The sequence below is a fragment of the Sphaerotilus mobilis genome, assembly GCF_004216565.1.
Classification (GTDB): Bacteria; Pseudomonadota; Gammaproteobacteria; order Burkholderiales; family Burkholderiaceae_C; genus Sphaerotilus; species Sphaerotilus mobilis.
Window position 1 is genome coordinate 306,754 of the sequence record NZ_SGWV01000011.1, and the last position, 19,998, is coordinate 326,751.

At 68.7% G+C, this 19,998-nt stretch carries 18 protein-coding genes; 15 read left to right on the plus strand and 3 right to left on the minus strand.

Annotation, left to right across the window (positions count from 1 at the left end; translation table 11 throughout):
* Positions 1-142: 142 nt before the first annotated feature.
* The 3 genes from EV685_RS16610 (at position 143) to glcF (ending at position 4,188) form a co-directional block, all read left to right on the plus strand.
* Positions 143-1,681, plus strand: a complete 1,539-nt coding sequence (locus EV685_RS16610; RefSeq protein ID WP_130483154.1) for an FAD-linked oxidase C-terminal domain-containing protein — start codon at positions 143-145, stop codon at positions 1,679-1,681.
* A 69-nt stretch (positions 1,682-1,750) separates the two neighbouring features.
* Positions 1,751-2,884 (plus strand): glycolate oxidase subunit GlcE, encoded by a 1,134-nt coding sequence (glcE, locus tag EV685_RS16615; RefSeq protein WP_130483155.1) that lies wholly within the window; start codon positions 1,751-1,753, stop codon positions 2,882-2,884.
* 29 nt (positions 2,885-2,913) lie between these two features.
* Positions 2,914-4,188 carry a glycolate oxidase subunit GlcF gene (gene glcF, locus EV685_RS16620; protein WP_130483156.1) on the plus strand — a complete coding sequence of 425 codons (1,275 nt, stop codon included), beginning with the start codon at positions 2,914-2,916 and terminating at the stop codon, positions 4,186-4,188.
* Between the two features lie 15 nt (positions 4,189-4,203).
* Here the strand turns inward: glcF and EV685_RS16625 are convergent, their stop codons facing one another.
* The 3 genes from EV685_RS16625 to EV685_RS16635 all read right to left on the minus strand — a co-directional run bounded on the left by EV685_RS16625 (position 4,204) and on the right by EV685_RS16635 (position 6,503).
* Positions 4,204-4,725, minus strand: coding sequence for a hypothetical protein (locus EV685_RS16625; protein ID WP_207224853.1), 522 nt, complete (start codon positions 4,723-4,725; stop codon positions 4,204-4,206).
* A 77-nt stretch (positions 4,726-4,802) separates the two neighbouring features.
* Complete coding sequence (locus tag EV685_RS16630) at positions 4,803-5,135, minus strand: YegP family protein (RefSeq protein ID WP_130483158.1); 333 nt, start codon at positions 5,133-5,135, stop codon at positions 4,803-4,805.
* A gap of 87 nt (positions 5,136-5,222) precedes the next feature.
* A complete protein-coding gene (locus EV685_RS16635; RefSeq protein WP_130483159.1) occupies positions 5,223-6,503 on the minus strand; it encodes a YbfB/YjiJ family MFS transporter in 1,281 nt (426 codons plus the stop codon).
* A 154-nt stretch (positions 6,504-6,657) separates the two neighbouring features.
* Here EV685_RS16635 and EV685_RS16640 point away from each other — a divergent pair, with 154 nt between their 5' ends.
* The 12 genes from EV685_RS16640 (at position 6,658) to EV685_RS16695 (ending at position 19,938) form a co-directional block, all read left to right on the plus strand.
* Positions 6,658-7,443, plus strand: coding sequence for a transporter substrate-binding domain-containing protein (locus EV685_RS16640; RefSeq protein ID WP_130483160.1), 786 nt, complete (start codon positions 6,658-6,660; stop codon positions 7,441-7,443).
* 44 nt (positions 7,444-7,487) lie between these two features.
* Positions 7,488-8,153, plus strand: a complete 666-nt coding sequence (locus tag EV685_RS16645) for an amino acid ABC transporter permease (RefSeq protein WP_420820838.1) — start codon at positions 7,488-7,490, stop codon at positions 8,151-8,153.
* Positions 8,154-8,190: 37 nt separating this feature from the next.
* A complete protein-coding gene (locus EV685_RS16650; RefSeq protein ID WP_130483161.1) occupies positions 8,191-8,841 on the plus strand; it encodes an amino acid ABC transporter permease in 651 nt (216 codons plus the stop codon).
* Between the two features lie 31 nt (positions 8,842-8,872).
* Positions 8,873-9,649 carry an amino acid ABC transporter ATP-binding protein gene (locus EV685_RS16655; protein WP_130483162.1) on the plus strand — a complete coding sequence of 259 codons (777 nt, stop codon included), beginning with the start codon at positions 8,873-8,875 and terminating at the stop codon, positions 9,647-9,649.
* A gap of 69 nt (positions 9,650-9,718) precedes the next feature.
* Positions 9,719-10,159, plus strand: a complete 441-nt coding sequence (locus tag EV685_RS16660) for an acyl-CoA thioesterase (RefSeq protein ID WP_130483163.1) — start codon at positions 9,719-9,721, stop codon at positions 10,157-10,159.
* A gap of 253 nt (positions 10,160-10,412) precedes the next feature.
* On the plus strand, positions 10,413-11,768 hold the full coding sequence (locus EV685_RS16665) for a GH1 family beta-glucosidase (protein WP_130483164.1): 1,356 nt from the start codon (positions 10,413-10,415) through the stop codon (positions 11,766-11,768).
* Positions 11,769-11,907: 139 nt separating this feature from the next.
* Positions 11,908-13,140 (plus strand): ABC transporter substrate-binding protein, encoded by a 1,233-nt coding sequence (locus tag EV685_RS16670; RefSeq protein WP_130483165.1) that lies wholly within the window; start codon positions 11,908-11,910, stop codon positions 13,138-13,140.
* A gap of 175 nt (positions 13,141-13,315) precedes the next feature.
* Positions 13,316-14,215: a carbohydrate ABC transporter permease gene (locus tag EV685_RS16675; RefSeq protein ID WP_130483166.1), complete on the plus strand. Its 900-nt coding sequence runs from the start codon at positions 13,316-13,318 to the stop codon at positions 14,213-14,215.
* Positions 14,216-14,226: 11 nt separating this feature from the next.
* Positions 14,227-15,144 (plus strand): carbohydrate ABC transporter permease, encoded by a 918-nt coding sequence (locus EV685_RS16680; protein ID WP_130483167.1) that lies wholly within the window; start codon positions 14,227-14,229, stop codon positions 15,142-15,144.
* A 29-nt stretch (positions 15,145-15,173) separates the two neighbouring features.
* Positions 15,174-16,253 carry an ABC transporter ATP-binding protein gene (locus EV685_RS16685; RefSeq protein WP_130483168.1) on the plus strand — a complete coding sequence of 360 codons (1,080 nt, stop codon included), beginning with the start codon at positions 15,174-15,176 and terminating at the stop codon, positions 16,251-16,253.
* A gap of 111 nt (positions 16,254-16,364) precedes the next feature.
* Positions 16,365-18,881, plus strand: coding sequence for a beta-mannosidase (locus EV685_RS16690; RefSeq protein WP_130483169.1), 2,517 nt, complete (start codon positions 16,365-16,367; stop codon positions 18,879-18,881).
* Between the two features lie 4 nt (positions 18,882-18,885).
* A complete protein-coding gene (locus EV685_RS16695; RefSeq protein ID WP_130483170.1) occupies positions 18,886-19,938 on the plus strand; it encodes a LacI family DNA-binding transcriptional regulator in 1,053 nt (350 codons plus the stop codon).
* Positions 19,939-19,998 lie beyond the last annotated feature (60 nt).

Sequence of the window (19,998 nt, forward strand, 5' to 3'; positions counted from 1 at the left end):
CTTTTCACGCCAGCCCGCAGCAGCTTTCACGCCGCCCGGCCGACGCCCGCCTACCCTGCGACCAGCGGGCCGGTTTACAGTGGCGGCCCGACCCTGCAGGCCCCCTGGCCTGTGCCTGCCTTCGAGTGGAGTGCCTGCACCGATGAACGCCCCCCTGTCGCGAGACGCGGCCAACGAATTCGCGCCGACCGAGGTTCTGCTGCAGCCCGACGCCGCCGCCCGTGCGCGTCGCCAGACCGAGGTCGTCAACGCGCTCGCACCGCTGCTGCCCAGCCATGCGTTGCTGTGGACGTCCGAGGACACCGTGCCCTACGAGTGCGACGGCCTGACCGCCTACCGCGAGCGCCCGCTGGTTGTCGCGCTGCCCGAAACCGAGGCCCAGGTCGCCGCCGTGCTCAAGGCCTGTCACCGACTCAATGTGCCGGTGGTCGCTCGCGGCGCCGGCACCGGCCTGTCCGGCGGGGCGATGCCCAATGCGCTCGGCGTGACGCTGTCGCTGGCCAAGTTCAACCGCATCGTCTCGATGGACAAGCGCAGCCGCACGGCGGTCGTGCAATGCGGCGTTCGCAACCTCGCCATCAGCGAAGCCGCTGCGCCCCTCGGCCTCTACTACGCGCCCGATCCGTCCAGCCAGATCGCCTGCACCATCGGCGGCAACGTGGCCGAGAACTCCGGTGGCGTGCACTGCCTGAAATACGGCCTGACGCTGCACAACGTGCTGCAGGTGCGCGGCTACACCATCGAGGGCGAGCCCGTCACCTTCGGCAGCCTGGCGCTGGACGCCCCTGGGCTGGACCTGCTGAGCATCGTCGTCGGCAGCGAAGGCATGCTGGCCGTCACCACCGAGGTGACCGTCAAGCTGGTGCCCAAGCCGCGCCTGGCGCGCTGCATCATGGCCAGCTTTCCGACGGTGCAGACGGCCGGCGAGGCGGTCGCGCAGATCATCGCCAACGGCATCATCCCGGCCGGTCTGGAGATGATGGACAAGCCCATGACCGCAGCGGTCGAGGACTTCGTGCACGCCGGCTACGACCTCGATGCCGCCGCCATCTTGCTGTGCGAGAGCGACGGCACGCCCGAGGAGGTCGAGGAAGAGATCGGCCGCATGCAGGCCGTGCTGTCGTCCTGTGGCGCGACCCGGCTGGAGGTCAGCCGTGACGAGGCCCAGCGCCTGCGCTTCTGGAGCGGCCGCAAGAACGCCTTCCCGGCGTCTGGCCGCATCAGCCCGGACTACATGTGCATGGACTCGACCATCCCGCGCAAGAAGCTGGCCGAGATCCTGCTGGCCATCGCCGAGATGGAGAAGCAGTACCAACTCGGCTGCTGCAACGTCTTTCATGCCGGTGATGGCAACCTGCACCCGCTGATCCTGTTCGATGCCAACGACCCGGACCAGCTGCACCGGGCCGAGCAGTTCGGCGCCGACATCCTCGAGACCAGCGTGATGCTGGGCGGCACCGTCACCGGCGAACACGGCGTTGGCGTCGAGAAGCTCAACTCGATGTGCGTGCAGTTCACGCCCGAGGAACGCGAGCAGATGTTCGCCGTCAAGCGGGCCTTTGACGCGCGCGGGCTGCTCAACCCCGGCAAGGTCATCCCGACGCTGCACCGCTGTGCCGAATACGGCCGCATGCACGTCAAGAAGGGCCTGCTGCCCTTCGCCGAGCTGCCGCGGTTCTGACGCTTCCGCCGTGAAGCCGTCCCCGCTGCAGCGTGTCCCCCTTCAACCGATTCCGGTCCACACATCACGATGAGCAAGGCATTGAACAGCCTGGTCGAGCGCGTGCGCGCCGCCCGGTCCGACGGCCGCACGCTGGCCATCCAGGGCGCTGGCAGCAAGGCCTTTTACGGCGAGGCCGTGCACGGCGACCGGCTCGACACGCGCGAGCTGTCGGGCATCAGCAGCTACGAGCCCAGCGAGCTGGTGCTGACCGCGCGTGCCGGCACGCCGCTGGCTGACGTCGAAGCTGCGCTGGCCGAACGGGGCCAGTGCCTGCCTTTCGAGCCCCCTCGCTTCCCCGATCCGGACCGGCCCGGCCAGCGCGGCGGCACGGTCGGCGGCATGGTCGCCAGCGGCTTGGCCGGGCCGAGCCGGGCCAGCGTGGGCGGCGTGCGCGACTACGTGCTGGGTGCGACGCTGCTCAATGGCCGGGCCGAGGTCCTGAGCTTCGGTGGCCAGGTCATGAAGAACGTCGCCGGCTACGACGTCTCGCGCCTGCTGGCCGGCTCGATGGGCATGCTGGGCGTGATCTGCGAGGTTTCGCTCAAGGTCCTGCCCGTGGCGCCCGCCAGCGCCACTTTGCGTTTCGAGTGCAGCGAGGCCGACGCCATCGAGCGCCTTCAGGCCTGGGGCGGCCAGCCGCTGCCGCTGCAGGCGAGCGCGTGGTGGCAGGGCGCGCTGGTGCTGCGGCTGGGTGGGGCCAAGGCAGCGGTCGACGCGGCCGTGGCGGCCTTCCAGGCACAGGGCGGCGATGTCATCGAGGCCACGCTGGCGCAACGCTTCTGGGGTGGCCTGCGTGACCAGACCGACGAGTTCTTCGACCAGGCCCGCCGCAGCCTGCTGGACGGTGCGGCCGGACTCTGGCGCATCAGCCTGCCGGCCGGTGCCGCACCGCTGGCCTTGCAAGGCGAGCAGCTGATCGAGTGGCATGGCGCGCAGCGCTGGTGGGTCAGCCGCGAGCCGGCCGCGCACATCCGCGCCATCGCGGCCCGCGCCGGAGGCCATGCCACGCTCTACCGGGCCCGCGACAAGGCTGCGCTGCTGGCCGGTGCCAGCGTGTTCGAGCCGCTGCAGGCACCGCTGGACCGCATCCATCGGGAACTCAAGACCAGCTTCGACCCCGACCGCGTGTTCAACCCCGGGCGCCTCTACCCGGACCTCTGAACCCGACCTCCGAACCGCTTCCCGATCCCATGCAAACCCATCTCGCCCCCGAATACGCCGGCACGCCCGAAGGCGAGGCCGCGCAGGCCATCCTGCGCAAATGCGTGCACTGCGGCTTCTGCACCGCCACCTGCCCGACCTACCAGCTGCTGGGCGACGAGCTGGATGGGCCGCGTGGCCGCATCTACCTGATCAAGCAGGTGCTTGAAGGCGAGACGCCGACCCGCAAGACCCAGCAGCACCTGGACCGCTGCCTGACCTGCCGCAACTGCGAGACCACCTGCCCATCAGGCGTGCAGTACGGCCAGCTGGTCGAGATCGGCCGCGCGGTGGTCGAGGCCAAGGTCGAACGACCGGCCGCCGAGCGCCTGGTGCGCAGCGCCTTGCGCGAGGGCATGACCTCGGCCCTGTTCGCGCCGGCCCTCAAGCTCGGCCAGATGGTCAGGCCGCTGCTGCCGCCGTCGCTGCGCAACAAGGTGCCGCCCAAGCCGTCGGACGACCAGCAGGCCCGCGCCCACCGCTGGCCGACCCGCAGCCATCCGCGCCGTGTGCTGATGCTGATGGGCTGCGTGCAGCCGGCGCTGGCGCCCAACATCAACGCGGCGACTGCGCGTGTGCTCGATGCCTGCGGCATCCAGACCCTGGTGTCCGACGAGGCCGGCTGCTGCGGCGCGATCCGCGCCCACCTGAACGACCACGACGGCGCGCTGGTCGACATGCGCCGCAACATCGACGCCTGGTGGCCGCTGGTCGAGGGCATTGGCGACAACCAGCCGGTCGAGGCCATCGTCTTCAACGCGTCCGGCTGCGGCGTCACCGTCAAGGAATACGGCCACGCGCTGCGCCACGACCCGGCCTATGCCGACAAGGCCGCGCGCATCAGCGCGGTGGCGCGCGACCTGTCGGAGCTGCTGGTCGACCTGCTGCCGGCACTGAAGTCGCGCCTGGGCCTGCGCCCGGCCGGCTCGCCCAGCCGCGGCAAGCTGGCCTACCACCCGCCGTGCACGCTGCAGCACGGTCAGAAGCTGCGCGGCGGCGTCGAGACGGCCTTCACCGAACTGGGCTATGAGGTCCACCTCGCCACCCAGGACCCGCACCTGTGCTGCGGCTCGGCCGGCACCTACTCGGTGCTGCAGCCGGAGATCGCCTACCAGCTGCGCGACCGCAAGGTCGGCACGCTCGATGCGCACCGGCCGCAGGCCATCATCAGCGCCAACGTGGGCTGCATCCAGCACCTGCAGACCGGCACCGACACGCCGGTGCGCCACTGGGTCGAGGTGCTGGACGAGGCGCTCGAGCGCTGAGCCGGTCGCCCGGGCTCACTCGATCACGAGCCGATCCAGCCAGCGCACGCCCGGCGCGATGTCGTCGCGCAGCGCCGGCCGGTACGGTGGCTCGCCGGGCCGATCCGGCGGTGCGCTGATGCGGTTGAGGTCGACGGCCTGAGGCTTGCCGACCAGCCGGTCGCCATCGACCTCGAAGCGGTAGTACAGCCCGTTCCACAACTTGGCCCCGAACTCGCGCGGCTGCTTGTAGAGGAACAGCAGGCTGTGCTCCAGCCACCGCCAGTCGCCCGGCTTGACGCTGGCTGGCTGGGCATAGGGGTAGGGCACATGGCAGGCCAGCTCGACCGCGCCGCCGATGCACTTGAACTCCTTCATCGACAGGAAATGGTCGGTGAAGACGGCAGGTTCCAGTGTCAGCGTGAAGCGCGCACTGCCGTCGCCTTGCGGCTCGAAGCGGACCCGGCCGAGCACGACCGGCTCGCCTTCGCCAGCGCGCGGATGAGCCGTCAGCGTGCGCTCACCTTGCGGTTCGAAAGCGGCATGCGCAGGGGCCAACGCGGCCAGCCCGGTGAGGCCCAGGGTGGCCAGCGCGGCCCGTGCGCCCCTTGCGCCGGGTCGCCTTGCTGGCGTGATCAGGTGAGGTCCTTGACGCTGGTGGTCGGCCCGTTGGTCTGCACCGAAGCGATGCCGTTGTCGCGCCCGTCCTCGGACTTGTAGAGCTGGCTGCTGCCGATGACCTGGTGGTTGCCGGCCTTCAGGTTGAAGTGGAAGCGGCCGTCGCTGGCGGTCTTGCGCTCGTAGCGGGCCTCGTCCGGGCTGTTCTTCTGCACCGAGGCGATGCCATTGCTGGCCGACGCCTTGCTGTCGTACTGCTCGCTGCGCAGGATCGTTTCGGCGTTGCCCGCCTTGAGCACAAACGAGAACTGTCCCTTGTCGTTCTTGCTGAGTTCATACCAACCGGCCATGAGGTTTGCTCCACCTTGCATCGATGCAGGCGGCGCCCGTCGCCCCTGCTTGGGTTCGATGCTATCGGCCGCTCGTGCGGGTGCGGATCAGGGCCTGCCCAGGGCTGACCGTTCTGGCGCGGCACGCCGTGCCAGCAGCAGGTAGATCAGCAGCCCCGTCAGCAGGGCGGCGATCGCGCTCAGCAGGGACACGGTGAAGCCGTCATGCGGCGTCGCGCTGCGGGCCAGCACGGCGGCGACCACCAGCGGACCGGCGATCTGGCCCAGGCCATAGCTGGCGGTCAGCAGACCGATGAAGGCCGAGGCGCCGTGCGGGCGCAGCCGGCGCGCCTCCTGCAGCGCGAACAGCGTGATGGCGGTGAAGGGCAGGCCCAGCAACAGGCTGCCAAACGCGAAGCCCGCCAGCGTCGGCAGCAGCACGCTCAGCGCCACACCGAGCGCCTGCAGGGCATAGCAGCTGGCCAGCAGGTGACGGCGGTCCCAGGCCATCGGCAGGCGCAGCGTCAGCAAGGCGCCCAGCGACACGCCCAGGCCGAACAGCGGCCAGAACAGGTCCAGCCAGACGGATCCCGGCAGGGCCTGCCGCGCGATCACCGGCAGAAAGGTGGCCGTGACGATGTAGCCGTAGCCGGCCAGTCCGTAGGCCAGCGCGAAGGCGGCCAGCGCGCCGCGCCGGGGCGGGTCGTCGGCCTGCGCGGCGCCGCCGGTCACGCCGACGCTGCCCTGCAGGCGCGGCCAGGCCAGCGCCATCAGCACGACGGCCAGCGCCGCCATCGCCAGCCAGCCCTGTGCCGCGCGCCAGCTGTGCGCCACCATGGCACTGGCGGCCAGGCCGCTGACGCTGATGCCCAGGCCCGGCCCGATGTAGATCACCCCGGCCAGCGCGGGCGCACCCAGCGCCGTCAGCCGGGCCAGGCACCAGCCCGAGGTGTAGACAAACACCAGCGCGCTGGCCAGCCCGGCCAGAAAGCGCCACCAGGGCCAGGCCGCCGGCCAGGGCAGGGCCATGCCGGCGGTCAGCAGCAAGGTGGCGACCAGCCCGAAGCGGATCGCCCGGGTGGGCACCACCGGCCCTTGCCAGCCCAGCCGGCGCCACAGCCAGGGCTGCAGGGCACACGCCAGCGCGCCCAACCAGTAGCCCAGGTAGTTGGCGGTGGCCAGCAGGCTGCCACCGCGCAGGTCGACCAGGCCATCGGCCAGCATCATCGGCAGCAGGGGGGTGAAGGCAAAACGGCCGATCCCCATGGCCGTGGCCAGGCAGAGCAGGCCGGCCAACGCGGTGGGCCAGGGGCTGATGCCTGGGGTGGGCAAGGGCTGGGCGGACGGCTGGGGCAAGGGCGGTGACGAGGGCGGTGACAAGGACGGCATCGGCGGATTGTCGAGGCGGGCGGCGAGCCTGTCCCGGGCTGGCATGGCTCGTGCGTACAAACGTTGCATACAAGCGCTTCAGCACCGATGCGGTGCAGACCGCCGTCGATTCCTTGCCACCCGCACCGCCACGCACCCACCCGGAGCCCTGCCCATGCAACGTCGTTCACTCATCGGCCTGACGCTGGCCGTCGCCACCCTGTTCTCGACCGGCGCGCAAGCCCAGGCCGCGCTTGATGAGGTCATGGCCCGCAAGGTCATCAACATCGCCGTGCCGACCGACTTCCCGCCGTATGGCTTTGTCGGCATCGACCTGCAGCCGCAGGGTCTGGATGTCGACATGGCCCGGCTGATCGCGGCCAAGCTGGGTGTCAAGGTTGAACTGGTGCCGGTGACGAGCGCCAACCGCATTCCCTACCTGCAGACCAAGAAGGCGCATCTGGTGATCTCCACGCTGGGCAAGAACCCGGAGCGCGAGAAGGTGATCGACTTCACCGCCGCCTATTCGCCCTTCTTCCAGGCGGTGTTCGCCGCCAAGTCGCTGCCGCTCAAGTCCTTTGCCGATCTGGCCGGCAAGAGCGTGGGCGTGACCCGCGGCGCGATCGAGGACATGGAGCTGACCAAGCTCGCGCCCGCGACGGCCGACATCAAGCGCTTCGAGGACAACAACGCGACCGTCTCGGCCTTTGTCGCCGGCCAGGTCCAGGTCATCGCCACCGGTGCCTCGGTGGCCGGCAACATGATGCAGCGCAACCCGCAGCTGGGCGCCGAATACAAGCTGCTGATCAAGGACTCGCCCAACTTCATCGGCGTGGCCAAGGGCGAAGACAAGCTGCGCCTGAAGGTCAACGAGGTGATCGCGGCGGCCAAGGCCTCGGGCGAGATCGACAAGCTGGCGCTCAAGTGGCTCGGCCGCCCCGCTGGCGAGCTGCCCAACTGACACGCGCACGGGGACGACGCCATGCCTGACGCGGGGTGGCTCAGATGCTGAGCCTGAGCCTGGACTTCGCGGCCGTCCTGGTCGAATGGCCGCTGCTGCTGCGCGGCATCGGCGCGACCGTCGTGCTGACCGCCATCGCGGCGGTGGCCGGCATGGCGCTGGGCGTGGCCTGCGCCTGGGCCCGCACCTGGGGCCCGCGGCCGCTGGGCATGCTGGTGTCGGCCTATGTCGAGCTGATCCGCAACACGCCCTTCATCGTCCAGCTCTTTTTCCTGTTCTTCGGCCTGCCCAGCCTGGGGCTGCGCCTGAGTCCGGAGGCGGCGTCGGTGCTGGCCATGGTGATCAACCTGGGCGCCTACGCGGCCGAGATCGTGCGGGCCGGCGTGCAGGCCACGCCCAAGGGCCAGATCGAGGCCGGCCTGAGCCTGGCGCTGAGCCGCACACAGGTCTTTCTGCGCGTGGTGTTGCCGCCGTCGCTGTCGCGGGTCTGGCCGGCGATGGTCAGCCAGATCGTCATCGTGATGCTGGGCTCGGCGGTCTGCGGCCAGATCGCCACGCAGGAGCTGTCGTACTACGCCAACCTGATCCAGAGCCGCAACTTCCGCGCCTTCGAGGCCTACATCGTCGTCACCGCGCTCTACCTCGCGCTGGCGGTGGGTCTGCGCGCGTTGCTGCGCTGGGTCGGCCCGCGCTTCCTGTTCGGTCGTTGAGCGACGCCGATCCCTTCCAACGCAAAGCCCGCCGACCATGGTCGATTTCAGCCTCTGGGACATCGTGCGCAACCTGCTGCTGGCCGCGCGCTGGACGGTGGCGCTGTCCTTGATCGCCTTCATCGGCGGCGGCGTCGTGGCGCTGGCCTTGCTGCTGGCGCGCATCGCCCGGGTGCGGGGCGCCGAACGGGGCGTGGGCCTCTATGTGCAGGTCTTCCAGGGCACGCCGCTGCTGATGCAGCTCTTCCTCGCCTACTTCGGCCTGGCGCTGCTGGGGCTGGACGTGTCGGCCTGGCTGTCGGCGGCGCTGGCGCTGACGCTCTACACCAGCGCCTTCCTGGTCGAGATCTGGCGCGGCTGCGTGCTGGCGATCCCGAAGGGCCAGTGGGAGGCCGCTGCCAGCCTGGCGCTGACCCTGGGCGAGCAGCTGCGCCACGTCATCGCCCCGCAGGCGCTGCGCATCGCCGTGCCGCCCACCGTCGGCTTTCTGGTGCAGGTGGTCAAGGGCACGGCGCTGGCCTCGGTGATCGGCTTCATCGAGCTGACCAAGGCCGGCACCATGATCACCAACGCGACCTTCCAGCCCTTCACCGTCTATGCCTGCGTGGCGCTGATGTACTTCGTGTTGTGCTACCCGATCTCGGCCTGGAGCCGGGTGCTTGAAAGAAGGATGGCCCGTGCTCACTGACCCGTCGGCGCAGTCCGCCCCTGTCCTCTCCGTGGCTCCCGTTGCAGCCGTTGCACCCGTTGCACCCGTTGCCGCAGGCCCGATCGTCGAGATCCACGCGCTGCGCAAGCGTTATGGCGAGCATGAGGTGCTCAAGGGCATCGACCTCGTCGTACAGCCCGGCGAGGTCATCGCCATCATCGGCAAGAGCGGCTCGGGCAAGAGCACGCTGCTGCGCTGCATCAACGGCCTGGAGGAATTCCAGGAAGGCACGCTGCAGGTCGCAGGACAGGCGCTGCGCCACGGCAACGCGGCCGCCTTGCGCGCGCTGCGCCAGCAGGTCGGCATGATCTTCCAGAGCTTCAACCTGTTCCCGCACCTCGACGTCGGTCACAACGTCATGCTGGCCCCGGCACTGGTCAAGGGCCGTCGCGGCGCGCCGGCCGAGGCGCGTGCGCGTGAGCTGCTCGAACGGGTCGGTCTGGGCGAGAAGTTCCAGGCCTGGCCGGACCAGCTCTCCGGCGGACAGCAGCAGCGCGTGGCCATCGCCCGCGCGCTGGCGATGGACCCGGCCGTGCTGCTGTGCGACGAGATCACCTCGGCGCTCGACCCCGAACTGGTCGGCGAGGTGCTCAAGGTCGTTGAATCGCTGGCCGACGAGGGCATGACGCTGCTGATGGTCACGCACGAGATGAACTTCGCCCGCAAGGTCGCCGACCGGGTTGTCTTCATGCACGCCGGCCGCATCCACGAGATGGGCCCGCCCGCCGACCTGTTCGGCGCGCCGCAGACACCGGAGCTGCGGCAGTTCCTGTCGGCGCTGCATTGACGAAGCCGCCGATGCGTTGATGTCCGGATGTGGTGAAGATGGTGGCCCCGCCACTGCCCAAGCCTTGCCGTGACCGCTGACGCCCGCCCCCAGCCCACCGAACGCAGCCGCTACCGCCACTTCAGCGCCATCCCTACGCGCTGGGCCGACAACGATGCCTACGGGCATGTCAACAACGTCGTCTATTACGCCTGGTTCGACACGGCGGTGAACCAGCACCTGATCGAGGCGGGCGTGCTCGATGTCGTCGCCAGCCCGGTCATTGGCCTGGTGGTCGAGACACGCTGCAACTACTTCTCGTCGATCGCCTTCCCGGACACCGTGCACGCCGGTTTGCGGGTCGTGCACCTGGGCGGCGCCAGCGTGCGTTATGAAATCGGTTTGTTCCGCGAGGACGCCCCGCTGGCCTCGGCGGTCGGCGAGTTCGTGCATGTCTACGTCGACAGGGCCACACAACGGCCGGTGGCGATCCCTGAAACGGTGCGTAATCTGTTGTCAACGCTGCGTTGACTGGCGACGGTGTTAACCCCGGAAGCGGGCGGGACCTCGGGTTTGCTCGGATGTCTGAACGTTTAAAGACTGATTAAATTCAGCCAATGGAAACGGTTCCATTTGTTCCATCGTGAGCGTTGAACCGGTTCCAACAACGCTTCAGTGAGGTGGCCGCTTTGGGTCACTTCCGGCCCCCGACACAGCCCGAGACCGACCCGACGTGACTTCGCCCGCTGTTCCGAACCCGATCGCGCCGCCTGCCGACTCCGTGATGTCGCAGCCCGGTTTCACCTGGGGCGTGGCCACGGCCTCGTTCCAGATCGAAGGTTCGACCCAGGCCGATGGCCGCCTGCCCAGCATCTGGGACACGTTCTGCGCGACGCCCGGCAAGGTCCTCGGTGGCGACACCGGCGAGCCCGGCTGCGACCACTACCGGCGCGCCGACGCGGACCTCGACCTGATCGCCGATCTCGGTGTTGACGCCTACCGCCTGTCGATCGCCTGGCCGCGTGTCATGCATGCCGACGGCACGCCCAACGAGGCCGGCATCGCCTTCTACGTGCGCCTGCTCGACGGCATGGCGGCGCGCGGCGTCAAGGCCATGGTCACGCTCTACCACTGGGACCTGCCGCAGCATCTGGAAGACGCTGGTGGCTGGCTCAACCGCGACACCGCCTACCGCTTCGCCGACTACGCCGACCTGATGAGCCGCCGCCTGGCGGGCAAGGTCCATGCGTGGGCGACCCTCAACGAGCCGTGGTGCTCGGCCTTCCTGGGCTATGGCAATGGCCACCACGCGCCGGGCCTGTCCGACCCGAAGCTGGCGACCCAGGCGATGCATCACCTGCTGCTGGGCCATGGCCTCGCGCTGGCGCACCTCGAAGCCAACGACCCCGGCGCCCAGCGCGGCATCGTCGCCAACATCGGCCGTGGCGGCACGCCCGGCGAAGGCCCGGGCGGCGGCACGAGCGGCTCGGCCGAGGACCTCGATGCGGTCAGGCTGTTCGAGATGCAGCACAACGACTGGGTGCTGCAGCCGCTGCTGCAAGGCAGCTATCCGCAAGAGCTGTTCGACCGCCTGTGGCCGGGCAGTGCGCCGGTCATGCACGACGGCGACCTGGCGGTGATCTCGCGCCCGATCGACTTCCTGGGCATCAACTACTACTTCCGCAGCACCGTGAAGGCCGATGGCCGCGGCGGCTTTGACATGGTTGAGCGGCCTGGCATCGAGCGCACGCAGATGGGCTGGGAAGTGCATCCGCAAGGGCTGGACGAGCTGCTGGTCGGCTTCAAGGCCCGCTACGCCAACCTGCCGCCCATCCACATCACCGAAAACGGCATGGCCAGCGACGACCAGGTGGTCATCGAGGCCGATGGCCCGCGTGTCCACGATGTCCAGCGCACCGCCTACCTGCGTCGCCACTTCGAGGCCATCGACCGCGCCATCCGCGCCGGTGTCGATGTGCGTGGCTACTACGTCTGGTCGCTGATGGACAACTTCGAATGGGCCTTTGGCTACGAGCGCCGCTTCGGTCTGGTGCACGTCGACTACACGACCCAGGTCCGCACCCTCAAGGACAGCGCCCGGCACTTCCGGGACTTCCTGCACCGACGCCGCGAGGGCTGAGCGCCAGGCTGATCCAGACACCGGTTTTCCCCGCCTGACGCAGCGGCAGGCTCAACGGGGCCACGACCCCACCGCTGCACGTCCTGCAAATCTGCAAACCTGCATCCCGCAGTTCCGTTCCCATCCAACAGGAGACTCCATGATCGTTCGACCCACTCAACTTGTCGCCGCGCTCATCGCGGGCTTTGCCATGGTCGGCGCCGCTCAGGCGCAGAAGGCCGAGGTCATCCACTGGTGGACCTCCGGTGGCGAAGCTGCCGCGATCAAGGAATTCGCCAACATGTACAACAAGATGGGCGGTTCCTGGCAGGACAACCCCGTCGCCGGTGGCGGCGGTGGCGCTGCCCGCACCGTGATCATCAACCGCATGCAGGGTGGCGACGCCCCGACGGCGGCCCAGTTCAACTACTCGAACCAGTATCGCGAAGCGATCACGGCCGGCCTGCTGAACAACCTGGACGACCTGGCCAAGAAGGAAAACTGGGACGCCGCGCTGCCCGAGTCGATCAAGACCTCGATCAAGGTCAACGGCAGCTACTACGCCGTGCCGGTGAACCTGCACATGCCGCACTGGGTGTGGTCCAACAAGGCTGTGCTGGCCAAGGCTGGCGTGACCAAGGATCCGCAGAACCTGGCCGAAGTCATGGCTGCGATGGACCAGGTCAAGGCCAAGTTGCCTGGCGTCGTGCCGCTGGCCCTGGGTGGTCAAGGCTGGCAGGAAGCCATCCTGTTCCAGGACGTGCTGCTGGCCAACGGCGGCAAGGACCTGTGGCTGAAGGTCTTCAAGGACAAGGACCTGTCGAGCAAGGAATTCCGCAAGACGCTGGAAGACTTCCGCAAGCTCAAGGGCTATGTCGACGCCGGCTCGCCGGGCCGCGACTGGAACCTGGCCACCGGCATGGTCATCGAAGGCAAGGCTGCTTTCCAGTACATGGGTGACTGGGCCAAGGGCGAGTTCATCAACGCCGGCAAGGTGCAGGGCAAGGACTTCGGTTGCGCCCTGGTGGCCGGCCCGAACACGCCTTACATCATCGGCGGCGACGTGTTCGTCTTCCCGAAGAGCGACAAGCCTGGCGTGAAGGAAGCTCAGGCCAAGCTGGCAGCCATGATGTATTCGAAGGACGGCCAGGTCGCCTTCAACAACAAGAAGGGCTCCATCCCCATCCGCACCGACGTGGACCTGACCAAGGTCGACGCCTGCGCAGCCATCGGCGTGAAGGCGCTGAAGGAGCGCCGTCTGCTGGAAAGCCAGGACCAGCTGATGTCGCCGGACGCCAACGGCGCGATGAACGATGCCATCAGCAAGTTCTGGAACTCTGACCAGTCGGTTGACGACGCGCTGAAGGCCATGCAGGTCGCTGTGAAGCGCTGAGGCGCTGCGCGGCGGATCGTTTGAGGCTGGGCGTCTCGCCCAGCCCACGAACCGGTCCGTCGCACCGGACGGCGCGCCGCGTGCGCGCCGTCCTCTTTCTCTTCCCCGATTTCTGCCCTCAGGCGCCCAAGCGGGCCAGCCTGCGGACATCGTGTTGCCGATGGAGTGCCCAACGATGGCGGCGAACAAGCGACCCCGACGGTTGAACCTGGCCGTGCACATGGCCCTGCTGCCGATGGCGATCACGGCCCTGCTGGCCTATGTCGGCTCGGTGCTGTGGAGCATCCGCATCTCCTTCACCTCGTCGAAGATGTTCACGTCATCCGACTTCGTCGGCATGGCCCAGTACACCCGCCTGTGGGAGACCGACCGCTGGACGGCGGCCGTGCAGAACATGGGCGTGCTGGTGTTTGTCTACATCGTCGCGGTGATCGTGCTGGGCACCCTGATGGCGATCTTCATCGACCAGCAGGTCAAGGCCGAGAGCTGGTTCCGCACCATCTTCCTCTACCCCTACGCGATGAGCTTCGTGGTCACCGGCCTGATCTGGCAGTGGCTGTTCAACCCGACCATGGGCCTGCAGAACGTGGTCGTCGGCCTGGGCTTCGAGAGCTTCCGGCTGGACTGGACGGTGAGACCCGAGACCGCGATCTACGCCATCGGCCTGGCCATGGTGTGGCAGGGCAGTGGCACCACCATGGCGATCATCCTCGCGGCGCTGCGTGGCGTCGATGAAGAGCAGTGGAAGGCCGCCCGCCTGGACGGTGTCTCCAAGCCGCGCTATTACTTCAACGTCGTGCTGCCCCAGCTCGGCCCGGCCTATGCGACCGCGCTGGTGCTGCTGGCCGTGGCGCTGGTGCGCACCTATGACATCGTGCTGATCATGACCAGCGGCGGCCCCGGTGATGCCAGCGAGGTGCCGGCGAAATTCATCATCGACCACCTCTTTGGACGCAACAACATCGGCCTGGCCTCGGCCGCCTCGGTGGTGCTGCTGCTGACCGTGTTCTCGGTGCTGGCACCGCTGCTGTACTGGCGCTCGCGGGTCGAGGCTCGCCAGAACGCCGGCCATTGAAAGGGTTCCCCATGACCACCCATCAGAACCTGTCGTCCCCCGCCGCCAAGCCGGCGGTGGCCCAGCGGCCGCGCAAGCCGCTGTTCACGCCGGCGCGCATCGGCATCTACGCCTTCCTGATCAGCGTCTCGGCCTTCTTCCTGCTGCCGCTCTACGTGATGCTGATCACGTCGCTGAAGACCACGGACGAGGTGCGCCAGGCCATGCTGTTCGGCTGGCCGGCCATCCCGCAGTTCGGCAACTGGGTCGAGGCCTGGTCGACTGCCTGCATCTCGATCGCCTGCGAGGGCATCCAGGGCGGCTTCTGGAACTCGGTGCGCATCGTCGTGCCGGCCACCCTCATCTCGGTGCTGCTGGGCGCGCTCAACGGCTACGCGTTGAGTTTCTGGCGCAACAAGTGGGGTGACCTGCTGTTCGGGATCATCCTGCTGGGTGCCTTCGTGCCCTTCCAGATCATGATCTTCCCGCTGGTGACGTGGTTCCGCATGGGCGGCTTCTACAACACCTACTGGGCCATCGTGCTGACGCACTGCATCTTCGGCATGCCGGTGCTGACCATCCTGTTCCGCAACTACTACGTCGCCGTGCCGCAGGAGCTGTTCAAGGCCGCGCGCATCGACGGCGGCGGCTTCTGGCGCATCTTCTTCCAGCTGATGCTGCCCATGGCCACGCCGATGCTGATCGTCGCGGTGATCCTGCAAGTGACCGGCATCTGGAACGACTTCATGTTCGGCCTGATCTTTGCCGGCAAGGACAACTACCCGATGACGGTGCAGCTCAACAACCTGGTCAACACGACCCTGGGCGAGCGTCGCTACAACATCGACATGGCCGCCACCATCCTGACCTCGCTGGTGCCGCTGGCGGTGTACTTCTTCTCCGGTCGCTGGTTCGTGCGCGGCATCGCCGCAGGCGCGGTCAAAGGCTGAACCCTCCAAACCTCTAGCACCTACACATCATGGCCAGCGTCACCATCGACAACCTCGACATCGTGCTCGGGGGCAACACCATCCTCAAGGGCATGAACCTGGACATCGCGCACGGCGAGTTCCTGGTCCTGCTCGGGCCTTCGGGCTGCGGCAAGTCCACGCTGCTGCACACCATCGCCGGCTTCAACGAGGTTGCCGAGGGCAGCATCCGCATCGGCGACCGCGACGTCACCTGGGCCGACCCGAAGGACCGCGAGATCGGCATGGTGTTCCAGTCCTACGCGCTCTACCCGACGATGAACGTCGAGAAGAACATGTCTTTCGGTCCGCGCGTGGCCGGCATCCCCAAGGACGAGATCGAGCGCCGCGTCAACAAGGCCGCCGAGATGCTGCACCTCACGCCGCTGCTCAAGCGCCGTCCGGCCCAGCTCTCGGGCGGTCAGCGTCAGCGCGTGGCGATCGGCCGTGCGGTGGTGCGCGATGCCAAGGTCTACCTGTTCGACGAGCCGCTGTCCAACCTCGACGCCAAGCTGCGCGCCGAGCTGCGCCGCGAGTTGAAGCAGCTGCACCGCACGCTCGACGCGACCATGATCTACGTGACCCACGACCAGGTCGAGGCCATGACGCTGGCCGACCGCATCGCGGTGATGAAGGCCGGCGTGATCCAGCAGATCGGCGCGCCCGACGAGATCTACAGCCGCCCGGTCAACCTGTTCGTGGCCGGCTTCCTCGGCTCGCCGACGATGAACGTGCTGCGCGGCAAGCTCAACACCAGCGGTGGCCTGCGCTTCGAGAGCAAGGCCTTCAGCACCGACGTGTCGGCCTACCCCTTCCAGAAGGCGGCGGTGGCTGGCGATGTCGTGCTGGGCGTGCGTCCCGAGCAGGTCCGCCTGGCTCACGCGGTGAGCCCGGAGACGCCGCACGCCGGCACGATCTCGGTGGTCGAGCCGCTCGGCCCGCAGAAGATCATCTGGTTCACGGTCGGCGAGAACACGCTGTCGGCCATCGTCGACGACCAGTGGCAGGGCGAGCCCGACGACACGGTGTACTTCGGCTTTGACCTGCCGCGTGCGTCGATGTTCGACGCGGGCAGCGAAGACCGGCTCTGAACGGAGCCCGCCCCCGCGACGGCGCCCGCTGGCGACGTCGACGGGGGTTTTCTTGGAACGCCGACGAAACCGGTTCCACTGTCCGCCCCGCGCGGACCTGGGAGGACGGACATGCACGACCAGGCATCCCCATCGATCGCCCGTTGCCTGCACCAGGGCTGGCAGCTGCGTGAGGTCGATCCCGCCCAGGATCTCGCCACGCAGGCCGCGTCCGGCGAGGGCTGGATCGCGGCGCAGGTGCCCGGCACCGTCTACCGCGACCTGCAGGACGCCGGCCGCATCCCCGATCCCTACATCGCTCGCCACGAGGCCGAGGTGCAATGGGTGGCCGAACGCGACTGGCTCTGGCGGCTCGACTTCCAGGTCGATGCCAGCGAGGTCCGCCGCCACATGGCCTTGTGTTTCGACGGTCTGGACACCATCGCGCAGGTCTGGCTGGACGGCCGGCTGATCGCCCGCAGCGAGAACATGTTCGTGCCGCTGCAGGTCGACCTCGACCCGGCCCGTGACCTCACCCCCGGCCCGCACCGGCTGTTGATCCGCTGCGACAGCGCCCTGAACCACGGCCGCATGCTGCAAGCCCGGCTGGGCACGCGCCCGCTCTGGAACGGTGACAGCAGCCGCCTCTATGTGCGCAAGGCGCCCTACCACTACGGCTGGGACTGGGGTCCGACACTGTTGACGGCCGGCCCCTGGAAGCCGGTGCGGCTGCAGGCCGACGACGTCCGTCTGGTGTCGCTGCACAGCCCCGTCTGGCTGGCCGACGACCTGGGCCGCGCCCGCATCGACGTGGCGCTCGAACTGGCCGGGATGCTCGATGGCATCGAGGTCGAACATGTGCTGGTCGATGCCGACGGTGCCGAGGTGGCACGCCAGCGCAGCCCGGCCAGTGGCTCGCACCAAGCCGGTCTGGCCATCGCCCAGCCGCGCCTGTGGTGGCCGGCAGGGCAGGGCGGCCAGCCGCTCTACACCTTGACGACGCGCTTGTGGCGCGGCGAGGTCGAACTCCGGCGTGAGCAACGTCGCATCGGCCTGCGCCGCATCCGGCTGGTGCAGGAGCCTGTCGCTGGCGAGGCTGGCCTGAGCTTCTACTTCGAGGTCAACGGCCGCGCCTTCTTCTGCGGCGGCGCCAACTGGATTCCGGACGACCTGCTGCTCGAACGTGTCAGCCCGGCGCGCTACCGCGACCGCGTGCTGACCGCCGTCGACGGTGGCCACACGATGCTGCGTGTCTGGGGCGGCGGCATCTACGAGGACGAGGCCTTCTACGACGCCTGCGATGAACTCGGCGTGCTGGTCTGGCAAGACTTCCTGTTCGCCTGCGGCCTCTACCCGGCGCATGACGCCTACCTGGCCAGCGTCGAGGCCGAGGCGCGTGCCGCCATCACCCGGCTGCGCCACCGCGCCAGCCTGGCGATCTGGTGTGGCAACAACGAGGACTACACGCTGGCCGAATCGGTCGGCGCACACGGCCCCGGCAGCGACACGGTGCGCTTCGAAGCCCGCCGCATCTACGAACAGCTGCTGCCCACGCTGTGCGCCGAGCTCGACCCGCTGCGGCCCTACTGGCCCGGCAGCCCCTACACGCCCGGTGTCGACGGCTTGCAGAACTCGCAGGACAAGACCGCCGGCGACCGTCACAGCTGGGAGGTCTGGCACCAGCTGATGCTGCCCTACCAGCGTTATGCCGAGGTCGGCGCGCGCTTTGTCAGCGAGTTCGGCCTGCAGTCGCATCCCTCGCTGGCGGTGCTGCATGCAGCGATCCCCGATGAGGCCGAGCGTCGACCGGGCAGCCGCACGCTGCAGTGGCACAACAAGGCCTCGTCGGTGGTCGGCGCGGACGGCCATCGCCGCCTGGCCGTCTACCTGGCCGACAACCTGCCGCCGGTGACGACGCTGGCCGCCGAGGTGCAGGCCACCCAGTTCATCCAGGCCGAGGCGATGCGCCATGCCTACGAGGCCTTCCGGCGCCGCTGGCAGCGCCCGGGCGCTCGTGCCTGTGGCGGGGCGCTGGTCTGGCAGCTCAACGACTGCTGGCCGGTCTCCAGCTGGGCCATCGTCGACAGCGCCGGCCAGCGCAAGCCCGCCTGGCATGTGATCCGCCGGGCGCTGGCGCCACTGGCTTGTGCGGTGCGGCGCGATGCGGCCGGGGTGAGCGCCTGGGCGATGTCGTCGCTGGACGTTGAGATTGAGGTTCAGGCCACCTGGGTGATCCAGCGATTGAATGGATTGCCTTTGGGTGAGCACGACGAACTCGTCCGCTTGGCTCCGAACGGAACCACCGAACTGAGTCCACCCAAGCGGTGGTGCGACGGGCTTGACGTGCCACTGATCGCTGGCTTGCGCCTGAACCATGCTGGGCATGAGGTGGGTGCCACGTCATGGCCCGAGCCGTTGCGCTGGCACACGCTCAGGGATCCCCACGTCGAAGTTGTCCAGTCGTCTGATGGGTTTGTGACGGTCAGCGCGAGTCGCCCCGCCAAGGGCATCTGGCTCGATGCGCCAGGCGCCACCTTCGCCGACAACTTCATCGACCTGCTGGCCGGCGAATCGCGCGAGATCCGCGTCGAAGGCCCCATCGACGACCTGCGTGTCGTCAGCCTGTTCGACCTGCAGGCTGCGGCTTGACGCCATGAGCACCATCCGCGACGTGGCCAGGCTCGCCGGCGTGGGCGTGGCCACCGCCAGCCGCGCACTGTCGGGCAACGGATCGGTCGCCGAGGACACCATCCTGCGGGTGCGCGACGCCGCTGAGCGGCTGGACTACCGGCCATCGAGCATCGCGCGGGCGCTGTCGCTGCGGCGCTCCGGCGCCATCGGCGTCTATGTGCCGAGCTTCGATGCGGCGTTCTACTCGTCCATCCTGAGCAGCGTCGACGAGGTGCTGCGCGCCGCCGGCCGCCACATGATTGCCTCCAACGGCTGCGGCCATGGCTCGCTGCGCCAGGAGGCGCTCGACGGCATCGACTTCCTGCTCGAACGCGACTGCGACGGCCTGCTGATCGCCAGCCACAGCCTGACCGATGACGACCTGGCCGGGCTGTTGCAGCGCCGCCCCCGCACCGTCGTCGTCAACCGCATGGTCGCCGGCCATGAGGACCGCTGCTTCTCGGTCGACCACGAGCAGGCTGGCGTGCTGGCCGCACGCACGCTGATGAGCCAGGGCCACCGCGAGATCGCCACCATCGCCGGCCCGGACGATGCGCCCGACAACGTCGCCCGCATGCGCGGCTTCTATGCCGAGCTGGCCCGCCACGACATCCTCGTGCGGCCCGAGCACCAGGGCGGCGGCACCTTCATGTTCGCCACCGGCGACCAGGCCACCCGGCGCCTGCTGCCCGCCCTGTGTGGCGAGGTGCCAGGCGCCGCCCGCGTCACCGCCATCTTCATCGCCAACGACCTCATGGCCATGGCCTCGATCAGCTGCTTGACCCAGGCCGGGCTGCGCGTGCCCGAGGACGTCTCGGTGCTCGGCTACGACGATTCGGCCTTTGCCCGCTACACCTCGCCGCCGCTGACCACCGTGCGCGTGCCCATCACCGTCGTCAGCGCCGATGGCTGCCGCATGCTGCTCAACGAGTGCTACGACGCCCGCCTGCCGGTGCAGCGCGGCCACCTCGCCGAGGTGGTCTGGCGCGGCACCGTGGCGGCCGGGCCTCACCCTCCGACCGGCGTGAGGCCCTGACGCCGCGCGCCCCGTCCTTGCACGTCACCTGACACCCCGTTCACGACCTGCCCCAGGTCT